The sequence below is a fragment of the Hymenobacter terrigena genome (assembly GCF_054776515.1).
The window spans coordinates 679,120-705,423 of sequence record NZ_BAAHBU010000002.1 but is presented as its reverse complement, the minus strand read 5'-3'; the positions used below and the strand labels follow the sequence as shown (position 1 = coordinate 705,423).

The window sequence follows — 26,304 nt, the reverse complement described above, 5'->3', positions numbered from 1 at the left end:
AACAAATACTAGCCCAACGCCATACTTCATCACCAACCCAGATTATTGCTCAATCTTCTTGTTTCTGTACGACGCTCAGCATCATCGATTGATGCCTAATCGTGTAATAGATAGGATTTGCAAACCATTAGATGAAGGAACAGTAGTACTTCTTCGCCCAGGTGAAACAATACGGTATGCTCTAGAAAGCCCAAGAAGCGACCACAGTGACGAAGAATTACATAAAGCCCGCTACTTTGAAGTTGTCTACCAGGGCAGTATTACGACTCAGCAGGACGCCAAACGCGCTCAACGCTATAATCGCTATACTCTCAAATCGACTGGTACTATCGACTGATGATTTGTAGTATTCATGATTTTTCTTTTTCTAAGCCCATAGATTCCCCATCTACTTCACCACCTGCACCGAGCTGTCGTTAATACCGTACGGGTGCTGCTTGAGCAGTTGGGTGATTTCGGCGCCGGCCAGCAGCACGGGGCCGTAGCCGTGGGCGGCGTACACGTTCACAGGGCGGTAGTAATAGAAGGCCGGGTCGAAGCCCATGCCGGTGCCCACGCAGGTGCCTTCCACCTGGCCCTGGGCGTTCACTTTCGTGCTCACGGCGTTCCAGGCCAGCAGGGCCATGGGGCCGTAGGCCTGGGCATCGAGCCAGCCCTGGTTCACGGCATGGGCAATGGCGTAAGCGTAGATGGCCGTGGCCGAGGTTTCGAGGTAGGAGTCGTTGCGGTCGAGCAGCTGATGCCAGAAACCGGTGCCGCTTTGTTGGACGGCCAGGCCGCGGGCGTGGGCGCGCAGCAGCTCCAGCACGGCGGCGCGGCCGGGGTGGTCGGCGGGCAGCACGTCGAGCAATTCCACTTTGGTGAGGATGGCCCAGCCGTTGGCCCGCGCCCAGTGGAACTCGGGGTGCTCGGCCATGCCCTGCACCCAGCCGTGCATGTAGAGGCCCTTTTGCCGGTCGAACATGCGCGGGGCAAACTGCATGACTTGCTTTACGGCCTCGTCGTAGTAGCGGACGTCGCCGGTAAGCTTGCCCATCTGGGCCAGGGCCGGCACACTCATAAACAAGTCGTCGAGCCAGAGGGTGTTGGGTTGGGGCCGGTTGCGGGCCAGCGTGCCATCGGGCAGGCGGAATTCCTTGGTCATGATGTAGCCGATGAAGTTGTCAATCATCGGCCGCAGGTTAGCCTTTGGGTCAAGGCGCTGGGTCTTTATCATGGCCGCGCAGATGGCGCCGGCGTCGTCCAGCGCATGCGGCTGTAGCACTGAGCGCACAGGCGTGGCCGCCTCGGGGTGCACCGTTTGGTAGTCGCGGAAGTAGGGCACCAACTCGCCCAGAAAGGTGAGACGGTTGGCGGTGTAGGCCGCGTATTTGGGGTCGCCGGTGGTTTCGGAAGCGCGCAGCATGCCGGCGTAGGTCACGCCCCACTCGTAGCTGGTGAGGCGGAAATCGCCGGGGCGGATGATGGCGTCGGGGTTGAATTTTCGGCGGTCGGTGATGGGCGCGTTGGTCTTTTTATCGACCAGCTCGGCGGGCGTGGCGGCGTTGAGGTAGGCGTACACGCGGTCGAGCACCTGCTTCACGTCCTCGGCTTTGGTCTGGCCGTAGGGCACGGGGTAGTCGGGTTTTAATAGGTGCAGGGGCGTGGTGGTGTCGTTGGCTTTGGTGGTTTGAGCGCGGAGGGGAGCAGCAGCCAGCAGTAGGAGTAGGGTTTTAGCGAGAAAGCGCATGGTGGGCGGGAATGACGGGGTTGGTGGGCCAAGGTAGAAGCCGAAATGCGGCAGATTCTCCTGCGCTGTCCTGCTCCAGGCGAGGTGTTGTAGGGGCGGGGGCTGCCCCCGCCCGGTCGCGCCAAACCAGCGACATAAGCCAGCCGGACACGTGCCTGATGATTCCCCCGAAATGCAGCCCAACCACGGCCGTCGGGCTGGGCACTGGCTGGGGTTTGTTTCGCTCTCGTTGCTAGGGCAGTAGCCTCTTGCCGACCGCTCCATTGACGCCTTTGCGGGGCGTGTAAAAAGCCGAGCGTACCCTGTTTATGCGCCCCGTTTCAGCCGACAGAACTCCTTTTTACGTTGCTTGCGAGATGATACACATTGTTTACATGAGCCGGGCGGTGCGCCCGCTTTCCGACGAGGACTTGCAGGCGCTGCTCGACCAGTGCCGGCGCGACAACGCCGCGCGCAACGTGACGGGCGTGCTGTTCTACAGCCACGGCAATATTGCCCAGCTCATCGAAGGTGAAAGAGAGGTGCTGGAACCGTTGTTTGATATCATCTCCCGCGACGGCCGGCACTCGAACGTGGTGAAGCTGGTCGACAAGCCCATCAGCGCCCGCAGCTTCAAGGACTGGTCGATGGCGTTCCATCCCATCGAGCCCAAGGGGTTCGAAGCCCTGCAGGGCTTTTTGCTGCCCCAGCACCTGCCGCCGCCCCCCAGCTCGCTCACCATTGCCGACGCCATGCTGGTCGATTTGGTGAAGCTGGCCGTTTTCGGTGCCGATGCCACCCCGTCGGAATCCACGCTTGCGCTTGCATAGCCCGTGCACGTTGGCCGCGCCGCCAGTACCTTCGCGGGAGCTGCTGGCGAAGCCTGCGGTGTCCTTTTTAGTACCATAGGCTATGCGTGAGCAGCAACTGCAAGACATTCTGCGGCACATGCCGGCGGGCGTGGCCACGCTACAGGGCGAAGCGTTGCGTTTCGGCTTCGTGAACGAAGCCATGCAGCAGGTGCTGGGCGGGGCCGTGCAGGAAGGCCAGGTCGTAGCCGAGCACCCCGGCACCATTCCCGCCGATTTGCTGGAAGTGATGCAGCAGGTGTTCCGCTCGGGCCGGCCCTACGTGGCCAAGGCCTATGGCATTCCCTTGCCCGCCAATGGCGACCAAAAGCCTACGCCGCGCTACTTCGACATTGCCCTGGAGCCGGTGCGCGAAGGCGATGGACCCGTGAGCGGCCTGCTGCTGTTTGCCGTGGACGTAACGGCGCAGGAGGAGGCCCGCCAGAAGGCCCACCACCTATCCATCGAAACCCGTCGCCTCGACACGCGCCTGCGGGTGCTCACCGAAACGGTGCCTCAAATCACCTTCACGGTGGATGCCGCCGGCAAGTACGAGTACGTGAGCCCGCAGTGGTACTACTTCACCGGGCAGCCGCCTACGGCCGATTTGAACGCCATCTGGCCCCTGCTCATCCACCCCGACGACCGCCTGCGCGTGCTCTACCAGTCCGATTCGGCCCGGGCCGCCGGCATCGGCTGGAACTTCGAGTACCGCCTGCGCCGGCACGACGGCCAATACCGCTGGCTGCTGAGCCGCGCCCTGCCCGAGCTGCACGGCCCCGACCAGGCCGTGTTCTGGCACGGCGCCCTCACCGAAATCCAGGACCAGCGCGAACTGGCCGAAGCCCTGCGCCGCGGCGAGGCCGAACTGCGCTTCCTGGCCGACAGCATTCCCGAGCTCATCTGGACGGCCACGGCCGAGGGCTTTATCGATTACTACAACGAATACACCGCCGAGTACTCGGGCCTGACCAAGGAAGAGCTGGGCCCCACCGGCTGGATAAACCTGCTGGACCCCAGCGAGCAGGCCGGGGCCGCGCGCCGCTGGGTGCAGAGCATTGCCACGGGCCAGCCCTACGAGGGCCTGTTCCGGATGCGGCGGCACGACGGGCGCTACCGCTGGCACATCATCCGGGCGCGGCAGCTGGCCGACGAGCGCGGGCCGCGCTGGTTCGGGGCCTGCACCGACGTGGACGACCAGCACCGCCTGCGCGAGGTGCTGCAAACCCAGTATGATGAGCTGGCCCGCACCAACCGCGACCTCGACACCTTCGTGTACACGGCCTCGCATGACCTCAAGCAGCCTTTGCTCAACCTGCGCGGCTTGTTTGATGAGCTGCGCCGCACCGCTTCTTTCGATGACCCGGAGGAAGGCGAAATTGTGAGCATGCTCGACGAGGCCCTGGGCCAGCTCGATGTTACCCTGCAGGAGCTCGCCGCCACCGTGGAAGACCAGCGCGGCCTTTCGGCCACTCCCGAAACGCTGGAGTTGCGCAGCGTCGCAGACGAAGTGCTGCTGGGCCTGCGCACCCAGGTGCAGGACTCCGGGGCCGTTATCGACCTGGACTTTTCGGCCGCGCCCACGCTCACCTACGGCCGCGCCAACCTGCGCTCCGTTTTGCACAACCTGTTCAGCAACGCCCTCAAATTTGCTGAGCCCGCGCGCGCGCCGCACATCCAGGTGCGCAGCGCTGTCACCGAAACCGGCCAGCCCTACCTCACGGTGCAGGACAACGGCTTGGGCATGGAGTTGCCCAGCCACCGGGCCCCAGTGTTCCAGCCGTTTGCGCGGCAGCACCCGCACATTGCCGGGGCCGGCGTGGGCATGTACCTCGTGCAGCGCATCATTGCCAGCCGCGGCGGCCACCTCAACGTAACCAGCACCGTGGGCGAAGGCACCACCTTCACCGTGTACTGGTTCGAGGGCTAAGCCCGAATTTTGTCAAACCTGGGGCTTTTTCAGGCGTAAGCTTCAGTAGCCGGGCATTCTTCCGGTCGCTTATCCTTACTACCCGAAACGCCATGAGCATTTTCAGCAGCGACAAACTCAAGGGCAAGAAAATTGCCATTATTGCCACCGACGGCTTCGAGCAGGTCGAGCTCGACGAGCCCAAGAAATACCTCGAAGGCGAGGGCGCCGAAACCCACGTCATCTCCCTCAAAAGCGGCTCCATCAAGGGCTGGGACGGCCCCAACAAGGACTGGGGCGATAAAGTGGACGTCGACAAAGTCATCACCGACGCGAAGCCGGCCGATTACGACGCCCTGGTGCTGCCCGGCGGCCAGATGAACCCAGATGTGCTCCGTACGAACAAAGACGTGGTGGCCTTCGTGAAGGAATTTGCCGGCACCGGCAAAGTGGTGGCCGCCATCTGCCACGGCCCCTGGACGTTGATTGAAGCCGATGTGGTGCGCGGCAAGCGCATGACCAGCTGGCCCAGCCTGCATACCGACCTCAAAAATGCCGGCGCGCATTGGGAAGATTCCGAAGTGGTGTGCGACCACGGCCTCATCACCAGCCGCAAGCCGGAGGACATTCCCGCCTTCAATAAGAAGATTGTGGAAGAGATGCTGGAGCCCCAGCACGGCGGCCAGAACTAAGCTGGGTTTGGAGTGGCGTTGATTGAACGTCACAATTGACCGTCATGCAGAGCGCAGCGAAGCATCTTTACCGCAGTAGTAATTCAGATTTACTATTGCAGTAAAGATGCTTCGCTGCGCTCTGCATGACGGTTCCTTTTAGCCGTTTGCCCAGATTACACTAATATCAGCTACCGCCAGCCGCCGCCCAGCGCATGGTACAAGTCCGTCACGGCCTGGCGCTGCTGTAGCTGGTCGTTTACCCCGCTTAGTTGGGCCTGGAGCAGGTTTTGCCTGGCCGTAAGCACTTCGGTATAATTGGCAAAGCCGGCCCGCAACAGCTCCTGCGTATACTCAACCGACTTGCGCAGGGCCTCCAGCTGCAGGGCCCGCAGGCGGGCCTTGTCGGCCGCGCTTTGGTAGGCGAAGAGGGCATTGGAGACCTCCTGGCCGGCTACGAACATCGTTTGCTGGTAATTGTAGAGGTATTCTTTCTGCAATGCTTCCGCGCGGCGCAGGCGGGCCCGGTTGAGGCCCTGGCTGAAAATGGGCTGCGCCAGCCCGCCCACGATGCTGGCAAACACGGCCGTGGGCGAGAACAAATCGGTGAGGGTGGTGCTGGTCAGGCCGCCGTTGGCCGTGATGGTGAAGCTGGGGTAGAAGTACGCCCGCGCCGCGTTGGTTTGCTCGAAACCTGACTCAAACGCAAACTCGGCCTGCTGCACATCGGGGCGGTTGCGCAGCAGCTGGCCGGGCACGCCGGTGAGCAGGGCGGGGGCGGCATCTTGGCCGGCCAGCGTGCCGCGGTCGATGGGGCCGGGCGTGCGGCCCAGCAGCGTGGCCAGCAGGTTTTCGGTTTCGCAGATGTTGCGCTGCAAGTCCGGAATGGTGACTTCGGCGGCGTAGCGCTGGGCCTCGCTCTGCACCACGGCGGCACCGGTCACCACGTCGCCCTCCAGCAGCAGGCGCATGGTTTCCACATCCTTGATGCGGAGTTGCACCGTTTGCTGGGTGATGTCAAGCTGGGCATCGAGCGCCAGCAGGGCGTAGTAGTTGTCGGCAATGTCGGCGATGAGTTGGGTTTGCACCACGCGCCGGTAGGCCTCGCTCTGGCGCACGGCGGCGGCGTAGGAGCGTTTGGTGCTGCGCAGCTTGCCCCACACATCGGCTTCCCAGCTGCTGCTCAGGCCCAGCAGGTACTGATGGGCCGTGCCACCGGTTACTACCGAGGATTGGTCGGTGGTGGTCGTGCCGGTGGTGGTACCGGTCGTCGTTCCCGTAGTCGTGCCGCCCGTGGTGGTACCCGTTGTGGTACCGCCGGTAGTGGTGCCCGTAGTCGTGCCGCCGGTGGTTGTGCCGCCAGTCGTCGTACCGGTGGTCGTGCCCGTGGTAGTCGTGCTACCGCCGGTACCCGTGCTCACAAAGGCGCCGCCGATGCGCGACAGGGTAGTAGTGGCCCGGCCGCTGAGGCTGGGCAGAAACGCCGCGCGGCTCTGGGCCAGCAGGGCCTGGTTTTGCTCGATGCGGGCCATGGCCACCTGCAGGTTGCGGTTGTTGGCGAGGCCTTCGGTGATGAGCTTTTGCAGCTGCGGGTCGGTGAAAAGCTGCTGCCAGGGGCGGGCGGCCAGCGAGGTAGTATCGGTGGTGGGCGCGTCGCGGAACAAGCCGGTGGTAGCGGTTTCGGGCCGGTTGTACGGGTGCAGCAGCTGGCAGCCAGCCGCCAGCGCGAGCACAGGAGAAAGATACTTGAGGAAATTGCTGGCAGTCATTGCAATGGTGTTAATGCTTATACGCGGGCCGGAGGAATGGCAAATCCATTACGCCACGGCGGGTTCGGGCTGCGGCTTGTCCTCTGGTCTTTTCTCCGGCTTCGGCTCGCCGTCCTTGGCGGGCGGGCCGCCTTCGGTTTCCTCTTTTTCGAGCTGCTCCTTGGTTTTGGGCGGGCCGCTGATGCTTTCCTGCAAGCCTTCAAAAACCACGAAGAGCACCGGAATGAAAAACACCCCCACCAGCGTGCCGAACAACATGCCGCCAATGGCGCCCGCCCCGATGCTTTTGTTGCCATTGGCGCCCGCGCCGCTGGCAAACAGCAGCGGCATCAGGCCAAACACAAAGGCAAACGACGTCATCAGAATGGGGCGCAGGCGGGCTTTGGCCCCTTCCAGCGCGGCATCCATGATTTCCAGGCCGTGGTCGCGGCGGCGGGCCAGCGAGAATTCGATGATGAGAATGGCGTTTTTGGCCAGCAGGCCGATGAGCATAATCACCGAAATCTGCAGGTAAATGTTGTTGTCGATGCCGAAAACCTTGGCAAACAAGTACGTGCCGCACAAGCCAATGGGAATCGAAAACAGCACCGCAAACGGCAAAATGTAGCTCTCGTACTGCGCACTAAGCAGCAGGTACACAAACACCAACGACAGCCCAAAAATGTAGAGCGACTGCTTGCCGCTGTTCTTCTCCTCGCGGCTGATGCCGGAAAACTCGTAGCCGTAGCCGGCCGGCAGCTTCTGGGCCACTTCCTGAATGGCAATCAGGGCCTGCCCCGAGCTGACGCCTTCCTTGGGCGAGCCGTTTACCGAGATGGAGGTGAACAGGTTGAAGCGCGACAGGCTTTCGGGGCCGTAAATGCGGGTCAGGGTCACAAATTCGGTGAGCGGCGCCATGGTGCCGGCGGCGTTGCGCACGAAGACTTTGCTCAGGCCCTCGGGGTTGGCGCGGTAGGCCGAGTCGGCCTGCACCATCACCCGGTACTGCTTGCCAAACTGGTTGAAGTTGGAGGCATAGGAGCCCCCGTAAAACACCTGCATGGCGTTTAGCACGTCCTTTTCGGTGAGGCCAGCCGCCTTCACCTTGGCCACGTTCACGGCCAGTTGGTACTGCGGAAAGCCGGGGTTGAAGGCCGTAGTGGCGTACTGGATTTCGGGCCGCTTGCTGAGCTCGGCCAGGAAATCCTGGGCCACTTGGTAAAACTCGGCGGTGGTGTGCCCGCCCCGGTCCTGGAGCTGGAACGTGAAGCCGCCCGTTTGTCCGAAGCCCGTGATGGTGGGCTGCGAGTTGCTCCGGATTTCGCCGGCCCGGATGTGGGCCGTGAGCTTGGTTATCTGCTTGATAACGGCTTCGTTGTTCATGTCCTTGCGCTCGTCCCAGGGCTTGAGGCGCACGATGACCATTCCGTAGGCGCTGCCCTGGCCGGCCAGGAAGTTCTGGCCCGTGATGCGCAGCGTGCCCTTCACCGCCGGAATGGTCCGAATCAGGCTGTCCACTTCCATGTTCACGGCCGTGGTGCGCTCCAGCGTGGAGGCCGGCGGCAAGCTCACGTTCACGAAAATGGTGCCCATGTCCTCGCTCGGCACGAAGCTGCTCGGCGTGGTGGTCATCAGCAAATACAGGCCCGCGCCGAAGCCCGCCACCGCAATCAGCGACACCCACTTGCGCGCCGAGAGGAAGGTTACGGCCTTGGTGTATTTGCCCACCAGCGCATCGTAGGCCGCATTAAAGGCAATGCTGAACCGCTGCATGAAGGTCTTTTTCTGCGGCGGCCCGGCAGGCGCTTTGGCGGGTTGGTCGTCGTGGGTTTCCTCGCCTCCCGTGGCCTCTCCCTCGTGGTGCGGCGGCTTTAGAAAGAGCGCCGCTAGCGCCGGGCACAAGGTCAGGGCATTTACGGCCGAAATCAGAATGGCCACGGCCAGCGTAATGCCGAACTGCTTGTAGAACACCCCCACCGAGCCCGAAATGAACGTAACCGGCAGAAACACTGCCGCCATCACCAGCGTGATGCTGAGAATGGCCCCGGTTATCTCGCTCATGGCATCGATGGCGGCCTTTCGAGGCGAAGTGTAGCCGCCTTCCAGCTTGGCGTGCACGGCCTCCACCACCACAATGGCGTCATCGACCACAATGCCAATGGCCAGCACCAACGCAAAGAGCGTGAGCAGGTTGATGCTGTACCCGAAAACCTTCAGAAAGAAGAATGTGCCGATAATGGAAACCGGCACCGACACGCCGTGGATAATGGTGGACCGGAAATCCTGCAAAAAGATGAAAATCACCAGGAACACCAGCGCGAAACACTCCAGCAGTGTGTGAATTACCTTGTTAATCGAGGCATCCAGGAAGTCGTTGATGTTGACCAGGTTGGTGTAGTGAATGCCGGCCGGAAATGATTTCTCGGCCTCCTTCAGCACGGCCAGCGACTTCTCGATTACGTCGCGGGCGTTGGAGCCCGGCGTCTGGTTCACCGAAATGCCCACCGAGGGCTTGCCAAAGGTGGCGCTGTTGCTGCTGTAGGCCTGCGCGCCCAGCTCCAGCCGGGCCACATCCTTAAGGTGCAGCAGTTGGCCCGACCCATTGCTTTTGAGAATGATGTTCTCGAACTGCTCCACCGACACCAGCTTGCCGGTGTACTTGATGACGTACTGGAAGCTCTGGGCGGAGTTTTCGCCAAATTTGCCGGGGGCAGCCTCCACGTTTTGGTCGGCCAGTGCCGCCGAGATGTCGGCCGGCGTGAGGCCGTAAATAGCCATTACATCGGGCTTGAGCCAGACGCGCATGGCGTAGTCGCGCGAGCCGAAGGCGTTGGAGTTGCCCACGCCGTTCACCCGCTTGATTTGCGGGACGATGTTAATCTGGGCGTAGTTCTGGAGGAAAGTCTGGTCGTAGGCCGGATTGTCAGAGTAGAGCGCGAAAATCAAGAGGTTGCTACTTTGCTGCTTGCGCACCGTCACGCCGGCCAGGGTCACTTCCTGGGGCAGCAGGCTGGTGGCGCTGGCCACGCGGTTCTGCACGTCCACGGCCGCCTGGTCGGGGTCGGTGCCTACGTTGAAATACACCTGGATGCTGCCCGAGCCTTCGTTCGTGGCCGAGGAGGTCATGTAGGTCATGCCTTCCACGCCGTTTATCTGCTCCTCCAGCGGTACGAGCACGCTTTTCAGCACTACGTCGGCGTTGGCGCCCGCGTAGCTGGCCGAAACCTGCACGGTGGGCGGCGAAATGTCGGGGTACTGCGCAATGGGCAGCTGCAACAGTCCCAGCACACCCAGCAGCACAATTATCACCGAAATAACGGTGGAGAGCACGGGGCGCTCAATGAATACTTTTAGCATATCTACTTTCTGAATAAGTCCTCAAGTCGACCGTCATGCAGAGCGCAGCGAAGCATGACGGTCACGCAAAGCGAGGCGGACCCGTTTACCCACCCGCCACTACTTCCTTTTTCGGCACCGCCTTCACCACCTTCGGCCGAATTTTCGTGCCCTCCTTCAATCCGTTGATGCCTTCGAGCACCACTTGCTGGCCCGCTTTCAACCCCTGCTGCACCACAAACGAAGCGCCATTCGGCGTGGGTACCACCGTAATGGGGGCGGCGTGCGCGGCCGTGTCGCGGCCCACCACGTAGGCAAAGCGCTTGCCCTGCAACTCGTAGGTGGCGCTTTGCGGGATGATGAGCACGTTGTCCATTGGGCGCTGGGTGCGCACCGAGCCGCTGCTGCCGCTGCGCAGAAGGCCCTGCGGATTTGGGAAAGTGGCGCGGAAGCTGCTGGCCCCGGTTTCGGTGTTAATCTGGCCGATGGCGGTTTTCACGCGTCCCGGGTAGTTGTAGAGGCTGCCGTCGGCGAGCACGAGGCGCACGTCGGGCACGTTCGAGAGTTTCTCCTGCAAGGTGTTGCCGGGCCGGCGGCGGGCAAAATCCAGCAGCGCCTTCTCGCTGAGCGAGAAGTAGGCGTACACGTTGCCGGTGCTGGAAATGGTGGTGAGCGGGTCTGCCGAGGTGCTGCTCACCAGGCTGCCGATTTTGTTGGGAATGGTGCCCATCACGCCATCCACCGGGCTGGTGATGGTGGTGTAGCCCAGGTTGGTGAGGGCGTTGGCCAATGTGGCTTGCGCCTGCGCCAGGGCCGCTTCTTTCGATTCGAGGGTGTACTGAGCTCCTTCGAGCTGGTACTTGCTGATGATGCCTTTCTCAACCAGCGGCCGCACTTTTTCGACGCCCATGCGGGCGGCGTCCACGTCGGCCTGCGCGGTTTTAATGCCGGCGCGGGCCGTGCGCACTTCCTGCTCGTACTGGGGCGCGCTGATGTGGAAGAGCTTCTGGCCCTTCTTCACACTCGCCCCTTCATCCACGTAAATGGCTTCCACAAACCCGTCCACCTTGGGCCGGATTTCCACGTTCTGCTGGCCCTGAATGGTGGCGGGGTAATCCTGGAACAGCGTCACTGTATCGGGCTTCACCACCAGCACCGGGTAGTCCTTGATGGGTGCGGGGCCGCCGTCCTTGCCCCCTTTGCCACCGGGGGCACCGGCTGCGTCGTCTTTTTTCTTGGAATTGCAGGCCGCCGCGCTCAACAGCACCAGCAGCAGGGCCGCCCGGGCCGGCAAAAATGTATTCATATGCAGCAGTATGGCTTCGCATTTGTGCGCGAGCCATTTACCGATACGAAATCAGGATGCAAAAAGGTGGTTTTTAGGTCCTCTAATCGGCCTGGCCCGTTGCCCCGCCGACCACCGCCCCAACTTTGCTGACCAAGCCCGCCCCGCCCGCCGACAACAAAAAGCCCGGCAACACAAAGTGCCGGGTCTCACTACTCCGTTTCCGGGCTTGAAATCTGCAAACGGCCAGGGCTATTTCTGGCTCATAATCCAGGTAAAAATGTTGGCCTGGGCATCGGGCGAAATGGGGGCGGGCGACATGCCGGCGGCTTCGGCTTTGCTCAGCTGCAAGGCGTGGTTGAGGCCGGCAACGTGCATCTCGGTCACGCGGGCATTGTTGCGCAGGCCTTTCTTGAGCAGCGCCAGGTTGACCGGGGCGTTTACTTCGGCATCGTCGTCGCCGTGCAGCAGCAACACGGGGCACTTCACCTTGGGCAGTGCGGCCACGGGGTCGAAAGCCAGGTAGTTGCGGTAGGCGGGCGTGGTCAGGGTTTGCACACTGGCCTGCACATCCCGCGGGGCAATGCCAGGGTAGCGCTGGCGCAGCATGTTGCTGAGAATGGCCTGGGCCTGGGCATTGTCGGGTGTCTGGCGCACGATTTCGAGCATGGCGCGCTGGTGCTTCACCAGGTTCTCCTCGTCGCGGCGCATGGCCATTTTCTGGCGCAGGCGCTGCTGGTCGAGGTAGGTTTGCACCTGGGCGCTGTTGGAGCCGTGGGCGCGCATTTTGGCGGCTTCCTGCTCGGCGGCCACTTGGTCGAGCAGGTATTTGCGCTGGCGTTGCGCATCGGTCGAGTCCTGGCCGAGCACCTTGCCATACATCGTGGGCTGGGCGGCCAGCAGCTCGCGGCCGGGCAGGCCGGCTGCCGCCAGTGCCACCACGAACGTGGGCGCCAGCAATTGCGCGCTGGCCAGCAGGGCCACGTTGCCGCCCTCGCCGTGGCCAATCAGGCCCAGCCGCGTCACATCGACCTGGGGCCGGGTGCGCAGGTAGTTGAGGGCCGCCAGGGCGTCGGCCGAGCGGTCGGCCACCGTGCCGGTCCCTTCGCCGTTGCCGCGCTCCTGCAGGCGCAGCACCACCATGCCCTGGCTCACGAGGTAGTCGGCCAAGCTGTTCAGCAGCTGCTTATCGGCTTCGTTGGGGGCCAGAGTGCCAGCTTCGTGCTCGGGCAGCAGCACCGCCGCCGGGAAAGGCCCGGGGCCACTAGGTAGCCGCAGAATGCCGTTGAGGCGTGTGCCGCCGTTGGGCGATGCCACCACCACGGCCTCCACCCGGTCGCGGGTGCTGGCCTGTGCGCCGAACACCAACACCAGCCGCAGGCAAATAAAGACGAGAGCGGAGCAGAAAAAGCGCATAATCAGGAAGCTAAAACCGGGTCTGCCCAACTAACCCGGAGCAGAGGCAGTGGTGAGCGAGCTACGCAAAGCTCTACTAGCCATATGTTCAGGGAGGCGGTTTTCCGTCGAACCAGCCCTTTCTGTCGGCTTAAAGCCCTGAGTGCTGTGCGAATGAAAATCGGGTTGTCTCAAAACGGGCCGCCAGTCCCGATTTGGGGTGAAGCGGTAATCATCCCAGCAGTTGATACCAATCGCGCCCTACCCGGTGCACCAGCACCCACATCGTGGCATCAAACACCAACAAAAAACCGCCCTGTACCCACAGCGAGCGGCCAAAACCCAGCAGCCGCACGGGCCGCGACTGCCCTGGCACCAATGCCCGTGCCCGCAGATAGTAGCCCGTCATGATGTAGGCCACGTCGAGCCCGGCATTGAGCAAAAACAGGTTTTCGTTGAAGAGCTGGGTTTGAAGCAGCTCGGCGGGCACCAGGCCGGCCGGGGCCACAAAGTGCAGGTGCAGAATGCCCCACGCGGCCAGCCCGGCATTGACCAGGCCCCAGCCCACGTTCATGCCGTGGAAATAGTACGGCTCGTGCCGCCGGTCGGTCCGCGCCAGGTAGTAGCCGCTGCCCACCAGGTTTAGCAGTACCCAGGCCGCCAGCACCGCCAAGCCCCGCCCCAGCAGCACCTCGCGGGCCATAAAAAGGCGGGCAATATCGATGGCGGCAGGAGAAACGGAAGGCACGTGGTGAAGTGGAAGGGTGAAGCAACAAAAAAAGGAAGCCGTGGAGCTTCCTTTTTGGGTGGGTAGTGGCCCCGCTTATTGCGTGAAGCCAATGCCTACGTAAACCTGCAGCAGGCTATTATAGATGTTGCGGTTAGCCGAATTCGTGAATAGCTGCGAGTTTGAGTCGGTAGGGTCCTGGAACAGCTTGCCCAGGCTTAGGTTGTAGCGCGCCCCAACCCGGGCTGGGCCTACCCGCGCCTCCAGGCCCGCAACTGCACCATAGTCAAACGTATGAAAACCGTTGCTGGCCAGGCCCAGCGACTGGCCATCGCGGCTGGCGTTGATGAGCAGCGAAGCCTGCGGGCCAACATGGAAACTCAGATTGTCGGTGAAATTGCCAACATACATGACGGGCAGCGACAAGTAATCCATGTGGTAGGTTTGGTCCGTACTACTCAGGCCCGAATTGCCGCCAAAGCCCTGGCGGGAATAAAGCAGTTCCGCCTGAATCGACGAAAAGTCATTAAGGCCAAACTGGCCGTAGACGCCGGCGTGAAAGTCACTGTGCGCGTTACGGCTGATTACCTTTTTCTGGCTGTCTTGCACGTCGTCGCCCCGCAGGCTGTTGAGGTTGTAGCCCACCTTCACGCCGAAGCCCGTATTGCGGGAATCGGTGGTTTTGCCGCCGGTGTAGTCCTTAGAGGAAGTAGCACCGCCGGGAGCCGCCTGGGCAAACACAGAAGAAGCTGAAGTAACAGCCAGTAGCAAGAGTAGGAGAGTCTTTTTCATGGGTGAAATGAAGTGAGGGTAATGGGCCAGAAGCCGGGGAAGATTACTATTCCCGTTTGCCCCTATACTTTGCCGGGACCAGAAGGTTGCCTTAAGGCCCTATTTGAAGAAAAAAGTGACCTCCTTTCGCCGCATTTGCTATGCGGCGTTACCTTTGGCGCAGCGGCCCACTGGCTGGGCCGGTTCCGGGGTGTTAGCTCAGTTGGTTCAGAGCGCCACCCTGACACGGTGGAGGTCGTTGGTTCGAGCCCAATACGCCTCACGCAAAAGCCCTCATTGCATAGCGCAATGAGGGCTTTTTATTGGTTTGCCTCCGGTTTCTGGTATAATAGTATAGCTGGCTAAGCTGGGCTATTTATTACCTCAGTCCCGCTACTGCCTCACTATGCATAGCGGCGGGTGTGCCCGTTTACTATTAAGGAAATGGCCGGGCGACTTATATTGAACCGCTGAGCAATTACTTTTTGCGTGGTGCCCTGCGCTGCAAGGTGACGCACTTGTGCTACTTCATCGGTGCTCAGCCGGCTATTGTGGTGCAACTCGCCGGAATGATATAAGTAAGTACTAGTAGCCTCGTCTGTTACTTCGCAGGGATAAACCCACTGGAGGTTGTCGGCCCGCAAATTGAGGTGATTGCCGTCGCGGGGAAGCACGAAGGTCCGACGGGCATCATCAGGGGCGGGCAAGAAGTGCTGGGCAACCAGGCGATTGAGGCCGACTTGCGCTATTGTAGCCTCACAGCACAAGGTAACGGAGGGGTAACGAGTTGCCCCTGAGGGCCGTAGCAGGCGCTCCCGGGCGGTTCGCTTGTATTGCAAACTGACCACTTTGCCATGGGAGGAAACCCGGTAACGGTCGGCAAACCCAGCTACTGGCAGCCATACCTCGCCATTGGCAACCGGAACGAGCACATTCGCCAACAGGGTATGGCCATTGTCCAGCTCGACGGTTCCATCGGCTAACATCTCGACTACCACCGCATGTTCAGGCAAGCCTGCACGAGCATGCGCAAGTATGGCGACGGCATCGCCGGCGCGCAGCGTAGGAGTTACAAAAGACATGAAAAGCTAGAAAATACGGATAGGATGCGCGGCTGTCAGGCTGCAGCCGTTAAATAACTCCTCTCAGGTGCTGGGCGAGGAGTTGCGTACGGGAATTGACGTGCATTTTTCGGTAGACGTGCTTGACGTGAGTTCGGACGGTGAGGGTGGAGAGGTCGAGGCGGGTGGAGATTTCCTTGTCGCTGAGGCCGTCGACGATGCCCTGCAGGACCTGCTGCTCGCGGGGGGTAAGCAGGGCCGTGTGGGTGGCGGGGGTGGGGCGGAAGTGGCCGAGGACCTTGCGGCTGACCTCGCGGCTGAGCGGGGCCCCGCCGCGGGCGACCTCGCGCACGGCCGGGGCGAGCTGGTCGAGGGGGGTGCCCTTGGTCAGGTAGCCCGTGGCCCCGCAGCACAGGGCCTGGTAGATGTGCTCGACCTGGTCGTGGGCGGTGAACATGATGACTTCGAGGGCGGGGTACTTGTCCTTGAGCAGGGGCAGGGCCTGCGTGCCGCTGAGGCCGGGCAGGCCGATGTCGAGCAGCAGCACGCGGGGCAGCAGGCCGAGTTCGAGCTCGGCCAGCAGCTCCTCCACGCCGGCGGCCACGAGCACGAGGCGGATGTCGGGCTGCTGGGCAAAGTACGCCCGCAGCACCTTCACCAGCACCCCATCGTCCTCCACAACACCCAGCGTAATTAAGTCCATGTATTGCTTGTGTAAAATCTGATTTCAACCTAGGCCAACGTACTGGGAAAAGGAAGCCGCTGACTCTGAAGCCCGTGCGCTGGCCTGCGCGTAGTATCACCCTGAAATGATGATTCAAAAGTAGACGTTTTCAAGATGGCAATTGGCTTCGGAACTACCCAATTTGCGGGTGGTATTAGCCGAATTATCCTAGTTCGTCTTTGAAATAAGAATAATTGTTTTTGTATATTAATTTGTAATTCAAGCAAATATAGACTAATTATTGTTTATCCAGCGTAAAAAAAGCTGAAAATAATTCGGCTACTGCTGCCGCTTAATGGGCCTTTTCGCGGTAAAAGGTTGGCCAACACCCGCATATAGGGTAGGACTTTTGGAAGATATGCTGTTTTTGATTCGGAATTTTACAGGCTGATTATTTAGACCTTGTCTCTGTTGGATGCCTACGGGAGTTGAGCTGTTATTATTTGATTTATAAACCTGTGATTATAAGGATTTTAAATTATGCTGTATGAGGTTGCCCTTGCAGGTTTCTTGGTCATTAGCACACTTATTTCATTGTCTTGCGCCGCAAAGCAGTTAGTAACTACGCAAGCCGGCGGGTGCGCTGGCTATGCTGGCCGGGCAGAGGGCGCAGCTCGGAGTCGGACCTGCCTGTCAGCTTGTTGCCCTCAGTCCGGGTTTTTCATTCAGGTAGGGCATACCAGCCAGCATGGTGCTGGCGGTGCCGCTCGTCGCCAGCCGCCGCTCGCAGATGTTGCTAGCGCTAACGCTTGTAACTGCTAGATTACGAATTACTTGGTTGTCAATAGATTGATGTATTTAATGGAAATGATTGCCTTTTTTACTAAATAACCAATATTAAGTATTATGGGAAAAGCAATACCCTCCTCCGGCTTGCAAACAGGGGCGTACGCGAGTGCGGACTGTGGCTTCGGGCCACATCCGGCCGGCCGCCCGTTGCAGCCCACTCGCAGTGAGCGAGTTTGGCGTCCAGTTTTCACCTCGGCATTGCGCGTCTTGCTCCTGCTGCTGGGCTGGCTGGCCTTGGGTGCTGGCCCGGCGTGGGCACAGTGCAACCAAAGCAACCTGCTGAACTACGCTACCGCGGCCACCGGCAGCCGCAAAACCAGCACCGAAACAATCAGCAACACCAGTTTTACCTACAGCGGCTACACCTCGACTTCGCCCACCACGCGCACCTTTGCCGTGCAGACGATAGCCAACCTCAGCGGCACGTCGCTGGTGTGGCAGGAGGACAACCAAAACGTGCCCCTGCCCAATCAGGCATCTATTACACTGGCGTTTACGCGGCCCGTTGATAACCTGACCCTGCGCCTGCAGGACCTGGATGCCGACGCCAGCGCGTATTTCCGCGACAACCTGAAGCTGGATGGCTACCCCACGGCCACCGGCGGCAGCCCGGCTACCCTGGCCGCCAGCAACTTCACGCTGGGCAGCAAAAATGCCTTCGCCGGGGCAGGCACCAATACCGTGCGCGGCACGGCCGCGGCCGCGGCCGGCGACGCTACCGCCAACGTGACGGTGACTTTCACGACCCCGGTGCAGCGCCTGGTGCTCACCTATTCCAACGACTACGCCTACACGGCAAACGTCTCGCGGCAGCAAACCGTCGGCATCAATTCCATTGCTTGGTGCGCGCAGGCCGATGTGCAAACCAGCCTGACCGGCCCGACGCGGGCTCAGGCGGGCAGCACCGTGGCCTACACGGCCACTACGCGCAACGTGAGCGGCGACCAGGTAACCACCGTGCGCCCCACCGTGCAGCTGCCCACAGGCCTGACCAACGTGACGGGCGGCACCTACGTCTCCACGACCGGCGTGCTGACCCTGCCGGTTATCAGCAACCTGGCCAGCGGGGCTTCGGTAGCCCAGCCGATTGGCTACACCATGCCCGTTACGGTAGCCGTGACGGCGACGGCGAGCTTTACGTCCACGGCCAACGACCCGGTGACTGCCAACAACACCTCGGCCATTACCACGGCCCAGAACCGGACCCCGGTGGCCAGCAACGTGACCAACGCGCCGGCCATCCTGAGCAGTACCGTCAGCCAGACCAATCTGCTTTCCTTCAACGCCAGCGACCCGGACGCGACCGCCGGCAACACCACCATCACCTCGTTCACTATCCTGTCGCTGCCCACGCCTGCCCAGGGTACGCTGTATGTGAATGGCACGGCCGCCACGCTGAACCAGGTTATTGCGGTGCCCACCTCGGCCACCGCCGGTGCGCCGGGCTACCAGCTTTCCTTCGTGCCGAACGGCACGTTTGCCGGCAGCGCCAGCTTCACCTACAAGGCCACCGACGACACCAACACCAGCTCGAATACGGCTACTTACTTCGTGCCCGTGACCGCCGGGGCCGACCTGGTAACGACCGTGAACGGTTCGACCGCGGGCGTAGAAGGACAGTCGAAAACCATCAGCGTGACGACTGCCAACAATGGTCCTGCCGCCGCCACCAACGTGGTGCCGACCATCACGCTGCCGCACAAGCCGCCTTTCAGCACCGTGGCAGTTACCAACGGCAGCTACGACCCGACCACGGGCATCGTGACGTTTAATTCCATTGCCTCGCTGGCCAGCGGCGCGTCGAGCTTCAACACGGTAACCTTAACAGTACAGGCCGCTCCGGCGTCGTTTACCGTGACGGGGGCCAGCACCAGCAGCACCGCCGACCCCACGCCCGCCAACAACAACGGCACGGCGGCAGCGGCCATGCTCACGGTAGCAGTAGCCCCCATTGGGCCGGCCGGCGTGGCCAGCGCCTGCGCCACCCCCGGCTACGACGGCTCGCCTACCCTCACCACCAACCCCAATACCTACTACCCGGCTACCAACCAGACGGTGGCCCCGGGCGCTACCGCTTTCATGGTAGGCGCGGCCACGGGCAGCGTCCTCACGCCCATTGTAGCCGGCGACCTGCTGCTGGTGATGCAAATGCAAGGCGCGGAAATTGACGCGACCAATACCGATTCGTACGGCGACGGCGTGGCGGGGGGCTTTGCCTCCAATACATTGGCCAACAGTAATTTTACGGCCGGTCGATATGAATATGTAGTGGCGGCCGGCCCGGTGCCCGTGGGCGGCGGTACCGTCACGGTAACCACGGGCCTGAAAAACGGCTACGACAATGCCAACGCTACTTCGGCGGTGGGGCAGCGGCGCTTCCAGGTGGTGCGCATTCCGCAATACCAGAACGTGACCGTGAGCGGCACGCTGACTCCCCGCGCCTGGGACGGCAGCACGGGCGGTGTGCTGGCCCTGGACGTGACGGGCCAACTCACCTTCGCCAGTGGGGCCAAAATAGACGCCACGGGCAAGGGCTTCCGGGGCGGCGCGGGGCAGATGCTGACCGGTGCCACCGGCCTGAGCGGCACCGACTACCGCGCCGTGGCCCCCGCCTCGGCCGGCACAACAGTCGGGGCTCATGCCATGAAGGGCGAAGGCACCGCCGGCACGCCGCGCTACGTGAATACCGGCACCAGCCTGCTTGATACAGGCACCGATGGCTACCCCAACGGCAGCGCCGGCCGGGGCGCGCCCGGCAACGCCGGCGGCGGCGGCACCGATGGCAGCCCCACCCCGGCCGGCTCTGGCAACACCCAGAACTCCGGCGGCGGTGGCGGCGGCAATGGCTCACGCGGCGGCCGGGGCGGCAACGCGGCCAGCAGCAACGCGGCCGTGGGCGGCGAAACCGGTGGCGCCTTCAATCCGCCCAGCAGCAGCCGCCTGATTATGGGCGGCGGCGGCGGCGCGGGCGTGAGCAACGACGGCACCGGCGGCGGCCCCACGCCCGGTTACGCCAGCAGCGGGGCCGCGGGCGGCGGCATCGTGCTGGTGCGCGCGGGTTCGGTGGGCGGCTTTGGCTCCATTCTGGCCGACGGTGCTACAGCTGCCAGCACGGTAGTGCAGGACGGCAGCGGCGGCGGCGGTGCCGGCGGCTCCATACTCGTGACGGTGAACAACACTGCTACGCTGAGCCGGCTCAACCTGACCGCTAACGGCGGCAACGGCGGCAGCAACAGCGCCTCAACGGCGCACGGCCCCGGCGGTGGCGGCGGCGGCGGCATTGTGCTAACCAACGCCGCGCCCGCCAGCCTAAGCGTGGCGGGCGGGGCCAACGGCACCACTACCGACGGCTCGGCCTACGGTGCGAGTGCCGGCGTTGCCGGTATTGGCAACAGCCAAATCAGCAGCAGCATTGCGGGCAGCACGGCGGGCATTGCCTGCAGTGTGGATGTGACGGCCGTGATGACGGCCCCAGCCCAGGCCACGGCCGCCCAGACCGTGAGCGTGGCGGCCATTTTCGCCAACAATGGCGGCGTGGCAGCCAGCAGCGTGACGCGCATCGTCACCCTGTCCTCGGGCAGCAACGCCAGCGGCGGGGTGGTGACCAACGTGGTGGCCCCCGGCAGCACCAGCATCAGTGCCAATGCCACGACCGGCGATGTGACCATTACCTACCCAGGGGTGTCGCCGCTGAGCGCCGGTGCCAGCAGCCAGTTCAATATCTCGTACACCGCGCCCGGCACGGCCACCGTGGTGGCCACGGCCAGCATCACCACCGCATCGGGCGAGCCGGTGACGAGCAACAACACCAGCTCGGCCACCACTACCATCACCGGTTTTGCCGATGTGGTTGGGGTCATCTTCGGCCTGGGAACATCTACTACCGGACGGGCTTCGGCCACCTACGGCGTGCTGTTCGCCAACAACGGCCCGGCCGCCGCGCTCAACGTGACGCGTACCGTGACCCTGCCGCCGGGCTCGTCGCTGACTGCGGCTCAGCTGAGCGCCCTCACGGCGCAGGGCGCTACTTTCGACAGCAACACCCTGGTCATCGATTTCGGCAGCCTGGCTACGTGGAACAGCCGGGATGTCAGTGTGTTTCGCGTTGCCTACACCGCGTCGAACACGAGCGGCAGCACGGCCATTGTTTCCCGCATCACCACCACCTCGCCGGAAGATGGGGTAGGAGGGACCGGTGCCCCTACGGCTCCCGATACGTTCTCCTTCGCCATTGCCAACAATGCGGCGGCTGATGCGGCAACCGACGGCATCACGGTTTCGGCCGCTACGGTGGGACCGGGCCAGCAGGCGTCGTTTACGTTTAACTTCCGCAATTTTGGCCCCGGCGATGCCGTCAATGTTACCCGTTCGGCTCAGCTCACGCCGGGGCTCAGCATCGTGTCGGTGACTGGCGGTGGCACGTACGATGCTATCACGGGCCTCGTGACTTACCCCATGCTTGCCACTTTGCCCAACGGCAGCTCGGCACCCTCCACCGTCACTTTTCTGGCCCCGGCCATTGGCCCGGTCAGCAGCAGCGCCAGCATCACCTCCGGCGTTGGCGCGGTGTCGTCGGGCATTTTCAATAATAACGAGGCGACTGCTTCCATTGCCGTTACGCCCCTTGCCGACGTGGCCACGGCCATCAGCGGCCCGGCTTCGTCGCTCGTTGGCAATCTGGTAACATACAGCCTGATTGCTACCAATAATGGGCCATCGCCGGCGGCCGGCGTGGTACAAACCGTGCAGCTGCCCACGGGCCTGGCAGCTAACGGGGTATTTCTCTCCAACCAGGGCACTTATGATACGACCACTGGCATAGCCTCTTTCCCACCCGTAGCCGTACTGGCCAGTGGGAGTAGCATCAATAATACCGTCAGCTTTCTCATGCCGGCCAGCAGCTTCACGGCCACGGCGGGCATCAGCACCTCCACCGCCGAAGGTGGCGCGACGGCCAACAACTCGGCGACGGCTGCGACCGGGGCCGCCGCTGTTGCCACCTCCGACCCTCGGGCCAACGTGTATAATACCCTCGACCTTTCGAGCAAGAGCGTGGCCCCCGGTGCCTCTGTCACGTTCACCGTGGTTACGGGCAACAACGGCCCCAGCCCCGCCCAGAATGTGGGGCAGCAGCTTTCGCTGCCCACTGGCCTGAGCATTCCTGGCGGCAGCATTTCGGGTGGCGGCACGTACAATTCGGCCACGGGCATCGTAACGTTTCCGTCCCTGGCCAGCTTGGCCAGCGGCAGCAGCGTCACCAACACCGTGACGCTGACGGCCCCGGCCGCCGGCCCTTTGGTAGCCATAGCCAGCGTGACAGCCACCACCGCCGACCCGGTACCGGGCGATAACCAGGCCATACGCAACGTCGACATCATCAGCACCGCCGACGTGGCGACGACCATCATCGGGCCCGCTGTGGCTTCGGCTACCGAGGTTACGGTGTTCACGGTAAGCACCCGCAACAACGGCGCCGCCGCTGCCACCAACGTGGTGCAAACGGTGAGCATTCCGGCCGGCCTGGTGCCGGCCGAGGTGACCACGACGGGCGGGGGCGTGTATGCGCCTGCCACGGGCCTCATTACCTGGCCCGCCGTGGCGCAGCTGGCCGTGGGCGAGGTGCGTACTTACTCGTACAGCTACGTAGCCCCCGCTTTTAAATCGACCGATGCCAACAACCCGCGCGTGGTGGTGAGCCAGGCCGCCGTATCCAGCAGCACCCCCGATGGAGTTGTTGCCAACAACTCGTCGCAGGTGGCGACCCTGGTTAAGTGGAATTCGGATGTATCGGTGGCCATTTCCGGGCCGTCCCTTAATGTGGTGGGCAACCCGGTGGTCTTCACGGTTTCAACAACGAACAACGGACCAGCCCCGGCGGCGGTTGTCAACACCAGCGTGCGCATTGCCACCGGCCTCAATGTGGTGGCCAGCGGCGGCGGCATTTATGATAGCAGCACGGGCATTGTCACCTTCCCAACCATTACCAACCAGGCCGCCGGCGTGACGGGCGTGGTAACGAACACCATCACCGTGATTTCGCCGTCGAATCCGTTAGTTGGCGCGTCGGCCGCAGTTGATGTTCCGGGTACGACCAACGATACTAACCTGACCAATAACGCGGTTACTACCTACCTGCTGGTGTCGCCCATCTCCACGGCTCAAACGGACTTCCAGACCACCATTGTGGCCGACCGCACGTCGCAGCAGGCCGGCCAGCCCATCGTGCTGACCGTGACGGCTACCAATGCCAACGCCAGCGGCACCGCAGCCGACATGCAGGCGCAGGTGAGCCTGCCCGGTGGCCTGAGTGGCGTGCTCGTGTCGGGCGGCGGCACCTACGATGCCGCCAGCGGGGCCGTGACATTCCCCTTAGCCTCGGCCCAGCCGGCCAATACCACGCTCACCTACACCATCACGGTGAGCAACCCCGGCAACGACCCGCTGGTGGCCACGGCCAGCGTGGCCGGCAATGTGTCGGACCCCACGCCGGCCAACAACAGCCAGGTGGTGAGCGTGACGATTGTGCCGGTGGCTGACATTGCCACCTCCGTGAGCGGCCCGGCCACCATGCTGCCCGGTGCCCTAACTACCTACACGGTGGTAACGCTGAACCAAGGCCCCTCCCCAGCTAATGCCGTGGCCCAAACCGTGCAGCTGCCCACCGGCCTGAGCGGCGTCGCGGTATCGGGCGGCGGCAGCTACGATGCGGCGTCCGGCGTTGTCACGTTCCCCACCATTGCCAGGCAGGCCGTGGGCAAGGCGGGCGAAGTCATCAATACCATTTCTTTTGTATTTCCCACCACCGCTTCGACCGTGGTAGGCACCGTGAGCAGCGGCACTGCGGAGCCTGCCGGCACCACCGCTAACAATAGCTCCTCGCTGACTACGACCCTGACTAACCAGGTGCCGTTGGCCAACACCGTGACCAACATTCTGCAGGCGCCAGAGGGCAACACCGCCGGGCCGCTTGTGCTCACGGCCATCAAAGGCCTTGACGCCGATGGCATTGTGGCCTCCTTCACCATCACGGCGCTGCCGGCCGTGGCGGCCGGGGTGCTGGCGCTCAATGGAACCCCGATTACCGTTGGCCAAGTAATTAGCAACAGCGATGCGGCTGGTCTCACCTTCGACCCCGCTGCCGCCTTCGTTGGTAATGCGTTTTTTGCCTACTCGGCTACTGATAACCAAGGCGCTACCTCTGCACCGGCCCTCTACACCATTGCCGTGGCCCAGGACAATGCCGCCCGCTACACCAGCACGCCCCTCAAGGGCGGCACCAATCAGTACCAGAACGGCGACGTCATCGCCAATGTATTCGACGACAACAGCGGCGTTTATAATGCCGCCGCTGTCGTGACCGATAACGGCGTGCGCACCGCCACCGTGACTGGCGGCATCACCCTGCCCGCCGGCCTGGAGCTGGACCCCATCACCGGCCAAGTGCGTGTGCTCGACCGCACGCTGCTGGTGAGCGGCAACTACCCGGTCACCATCACTACCATCGACGCCAACGGCGGCGTGACCACCCAATCCGTACCGCTGCGCATCGGTGATTATCCGTTGCCGGTGGAGCTCACGGGCTTTGTAGCCACGGCGGTAGGGGCCGATGCTCAGCTGAGCTGGACCACGGCCCAGGAACTGAACAACAAGGGCTTTGGGGTGGAACGCTCGTTTGATGGGAGCAGCTTCGTGCCGCTGGATTTTGTGACTGGCGCGGGCACTACCACCCAGCCCCGGCAATACACTTACACGGAGGCAGGCGTGGGCCGGCAGCACCCCGGCACGGTGTACTACCGCCTGCAGCAGCTCGACCTTTCGGGCAAAGCCACCTACAGCCCCGTGTGGGCGGTGGTATTTGCCCCGGAAGCGCCCAGCCTTTTCCCGAACCCGGCTTATGCCTATACCACGCTCAATCTGAGCAGCTTTCCCGCCGCTACGTACGATGTAGCCTTAGTCGATATGGCCGGCCGGGTGGTGCAAGCCTATACCCTGGCCGGCGGGCAGGCGCACGAGCTGCCGCTGAGCGGCTTGCCCGCCGGCGCGTACCAGGTTATCATTCGCCGGGGCAGCCTGAAACTGGTGTGCCACTTGCTAAAGCAGTAATGCCGGCGATTCGGGCTGCCTCCTGCCTTATTCGTGCCAGCCCAACGTTGTCCGTACAGCACAGCGCCAAGAGTAAGCACCGATAGCAACTTGTTGATTAAGAGCAGCAGAACCGAGGCCTCGTGCATTAGCAGGGGCTTCGGTTCTGCTGCTCTTTTTGCATAAAGGAGGGCAGGGCCTGATGAAAGAAGCGGAGTGCGCTGGAGCATTGTCGTCACGGCTAAATTAAACCGGCAGCGGAGGAGCCTACTACCGCATTTAAGGTAGGACTTTTTCTATAAATGGGGATGCAGGCGCAATAGTTTTGTTTTTCTGCTTTCACCGCTTGCTGCCCTAACTCATTGAGCCTGCTAGTGCAATTGTTGGCAGTTTTTAACCTAATGTCAGCTTGATAATTAATTCCCTGAAAAAGCTAAAAACAACCCGTTTTGATATGTTGCGCTAGCCCGGCCGGCGGTTTTAGTTTTTTTCAAACCGGGCCGATGGCTGCCCGCAGTCCTAATAGTGAGCCTGACTGCAGGCCACAAATGACCAGTATTATTGCTTGCCGCCGACGTGGCCTGCGGCAGAAGTAAATAGGCTTATTTATATAAATGCCAACAGTAAGCCGGATATAAGTAGCTCGGCTATTGTCCGGCCGCTACCATCCGGTGGTAGCTCTCACGAAACCGCCAGCATTTTCCTCTTTCCATTGCTAACCAAGGGCCTGCTCCCGACCTAACGCTATGAACCAGTTCCGCATTACCCAGACCCGCCCGCTCACCAATGTGTTGCCCTACGAAGTAGAAGAATGCCACCGCGTGTGGTTCCTGCCCTGGTCGGTGTGGCGCCCGCTAAAGGAGCGCAAGTATACCGGCAGCAGCTACCGAATGGCCCCCCGGCGCTTTCAAACTCCCCAGGAGGCCCAGCTTTTCACCGAGCAGATGATAGCCCTGCGCATGAGCCAGGAAGCCGAGCAGTTGCGTGCACAGGACGAACGGCGCCAGCGGCAGCAGTTGCCACGGGTTGTTCAAGTGCTTCAACCCACGGTGTCCGCGTAGCCCCGCCCGAGCCTACCACAGCATGCAGCGCCCGCGATACCACCCGCAAGGGTGATGAAGAGCCCGTTTCCACCTCGGAGGCGGGCCATGGCAACGACTTGCTTTTGAACCAAGCCGAATGCCACTTCCGCTGCTATGTCGCGCTATGAATATGACGAAGCTGTTGCGGGTTAAAAAATTGATAATAAA

The 26,304-nt window shown here is 62.2% G+C and carries 14 protein-coding genes and 1 tRNA gene; 6 read left to right on the top strand and 9 right to left on the bottom strand.

What is annotated here, in order from left to right:
* Positions 1–388: 388 nt before the first annotated feature.
* On the bottom strand, positions 389–1,729 hold the full coding sequence (locus tag ACYU7Q_RS09790; protein WP_460609271.1) for a glycoside hydrolase family 88/105 protein: 1,341 nt from the start codon (positions 1,727–1,729) through the stop codon (positions 389–391).
* Positions 1,730–2,085: 356 nt separating this feature from the next.
* Here ACYU7Q_RS09790 and ACYU7Q_RS09785 point away from each other — a divergent pair, with 356 nt between their 5' ends.
* From ACYU7Q_RS09785 to ACYU7Q_RS09775, 3 genes are all read left to right on the top strand, one after another.
* Positions 2,086–2,538 carry a BLUF domain-containing protein gene (locus ACYU7Q_RS09785; RefSeq protein ID WP_460609270.1) on the top strand — a complete coding sequence of 151 codons (453 nt, stop codon included), beginning with the start codon at positions 2,086–2,088 and terminating at the stop codon, positions 2,536–2,538.
* An 82-nt stretch (positions 2,539–2,620) separates the two neighbouring features.
* Positions 2,621–4,486 carry a sensor histidine kinase gene (locus tag ACYU7Q_RS09780; RefSeq protein WP_460609269.1) on the top strand — a complete coding sequence of 622 codons (1,866 nt, stop codon included), beginning with the start codon at positions 2,621–2,623 and terminating at the stop codon, positions 4,484–4,486.
* A 92-nt stretch (positions 4,487–4,578) separates the two neighbouring features.
* Complete coding sequence (locus tag ACYU7Q_RS09775; RefSeq protein WP_460609268.1) at positions 4,579–5,157, top strand: type 1 glutamine amidotransferase domain-containing protein; 579 nt, start codon at positions 4,579–4,581, stop codon at positions 5,155–5,157.
* Positions 5,158–5,327: 170 nt separating this feature from the next.
* On the opposite strand, the gene ACYU7Q_RS09770 is transcribed toward ACYU7Q_RS09775, so the two are convergent.
* The 6 genes from ACYU7Q_RS09770 to ACYU7Q_RS09745 all read right to left on the bottom strand — a co-directional run bounded on the left by ACYU7Q_RS09770 (position 5,328) and on the right by ACYU7Q_RS09745 (position 14,419).
* Positions 5,328–6,905, bottom strand: coding sequence for an outer membrane factor lipoprotein domain-containing protein (locus ACYU7Q_RS09770; protein WP_460609267.1), 1,578 nt, complete (start codon positions 6,903–6,905; stop codon positions 5,328–5,330).
* A 48-nt stretch (positions 6,906–6,953) separates the two neighbouring features.
* Entirely contained in the window at positions 6,954–10,241 is a 3,288-nt protein-coding gene (locus ACYU7Q_RS09765; protein WP_460609266.1) for an efflux RND transporter permease subunit, read from the bottom strand.
* Positions 10,242–10,326: 85 nt separating this feature from the next.
* Positions 10,327–11,526, bottom strand: coding sequence for an efflux RND transporter periplasmic adaptor subunit (locus ACYU7Q_RS09760; protein WP_460609265.1), 1,200 nt, complete (start codon positions 11,524–11,526; stop codon positions 10,327–10,329).
* 231 nt (positions 11,527–11,757) lie between these two features.
* Complete coding sequence (locus ACYU7Q_RS09755; RefSeq protein ID WP_460609264.1) at positions 11,758–12,921, bottom strand: alpha/beta hydrolase family protein; 1,164 nt, start codon at positions 12,919–12,921, stop codon at positions 11,758–11,760.
* Positions 12,922–13,132: 211 nt separating this feature from the next.
* Complete coding sequence (locus ACYU7Q_RS09750) at positions 13,133–13,648, bottom strand: DUF6992 family protein (RefSeq protein WP_460609263.1); 516 nt, start codon at positions 13,646–13,648, stop codon at positions 13,133–13,135.
* A gap of 75 nt (positions 13,649–13,723) precedes the next feature.
* Complete coding sequence (locus ACYU7Q_RS09745) at positions 13,724–14,419, bottom strand: porin family protein (RefSeq protein ID WP_460609262.1); 696 nt, start codon at positions 14,417–14,419, stop codon at positions 13,724–13,726.
* Positions 14,420–14,606: 187 nt separating this feature from the next.
* Here ACYU7Q_RS09745 and ACYU7Q_RS09740 point away from each other — a divergent pair.
* A tRNA-Val gene (locus ACYU7Q_RS09740) sits at positions 14,607–14,681 on the top strand.
* A gap of 121 nt (positions 14,682–14,802) precedes the next feature.
* Here the strand turns inward: ACYU7Q_RS09740 and ACYU7Q_RS09735 are convergent.
* Positions 14,803–15,480: an NUMOD4 domain-containing protein gene (locus ACYU7Q_RS09735; protein ID WP_460609261.1), complete on the bottom strand. Its 678-nt coding sequence runs from the start codon at positions 15,478–15,480 to the stop codon at positions 14,803–14,805.
* A 49-nt stretch (positions 15,481–15,529) separates the two neighbouring features.
* Positions 15,530–16,162, bottom strand: coding sequence for a response regulator transcription factor (locus tag ACYU7Q_RS09730; protein ID WP_460609260.1), 633 nt, complete (start codon positions 16,160–16,162; stop codon positions 15,530–15,532).
* 1,008 nt (positions 16,163–17,170) lie between these two features.
* Between ACYU7Q_RS09730 and ACYU7Q_RS09725 the strand changes: the two genes are divergently transcribed.
* Both ACYU7Q_RS09725 and ACYU7Q_RS09720 read left to right on the top strand, forming a co-directional pair.
* A complete protein-coding gene (locus tag ACYU7Q_RS09725; protein WP_460609259.1) occupies positions 17,171–25,075 on the top strand; it encodes a T9SS type A sorting domain-containing protein in 7,905 nt (2,634 codons plus the stop codon).
* 725 nt (positions 25,076–25,800) lie between these two features.
* Positions 25,801–26,115, top strand: coding sequence for a hypothetical protein (locus tag ACYU7Q_RS09720; protein ID WP_460609258.1), 315 nt, complete (start codon positions 25,801–25,803; stop codon positions 26,113–26,115).
* Positions 26,116–26,304: the final 189 nt, after the last annotated feature.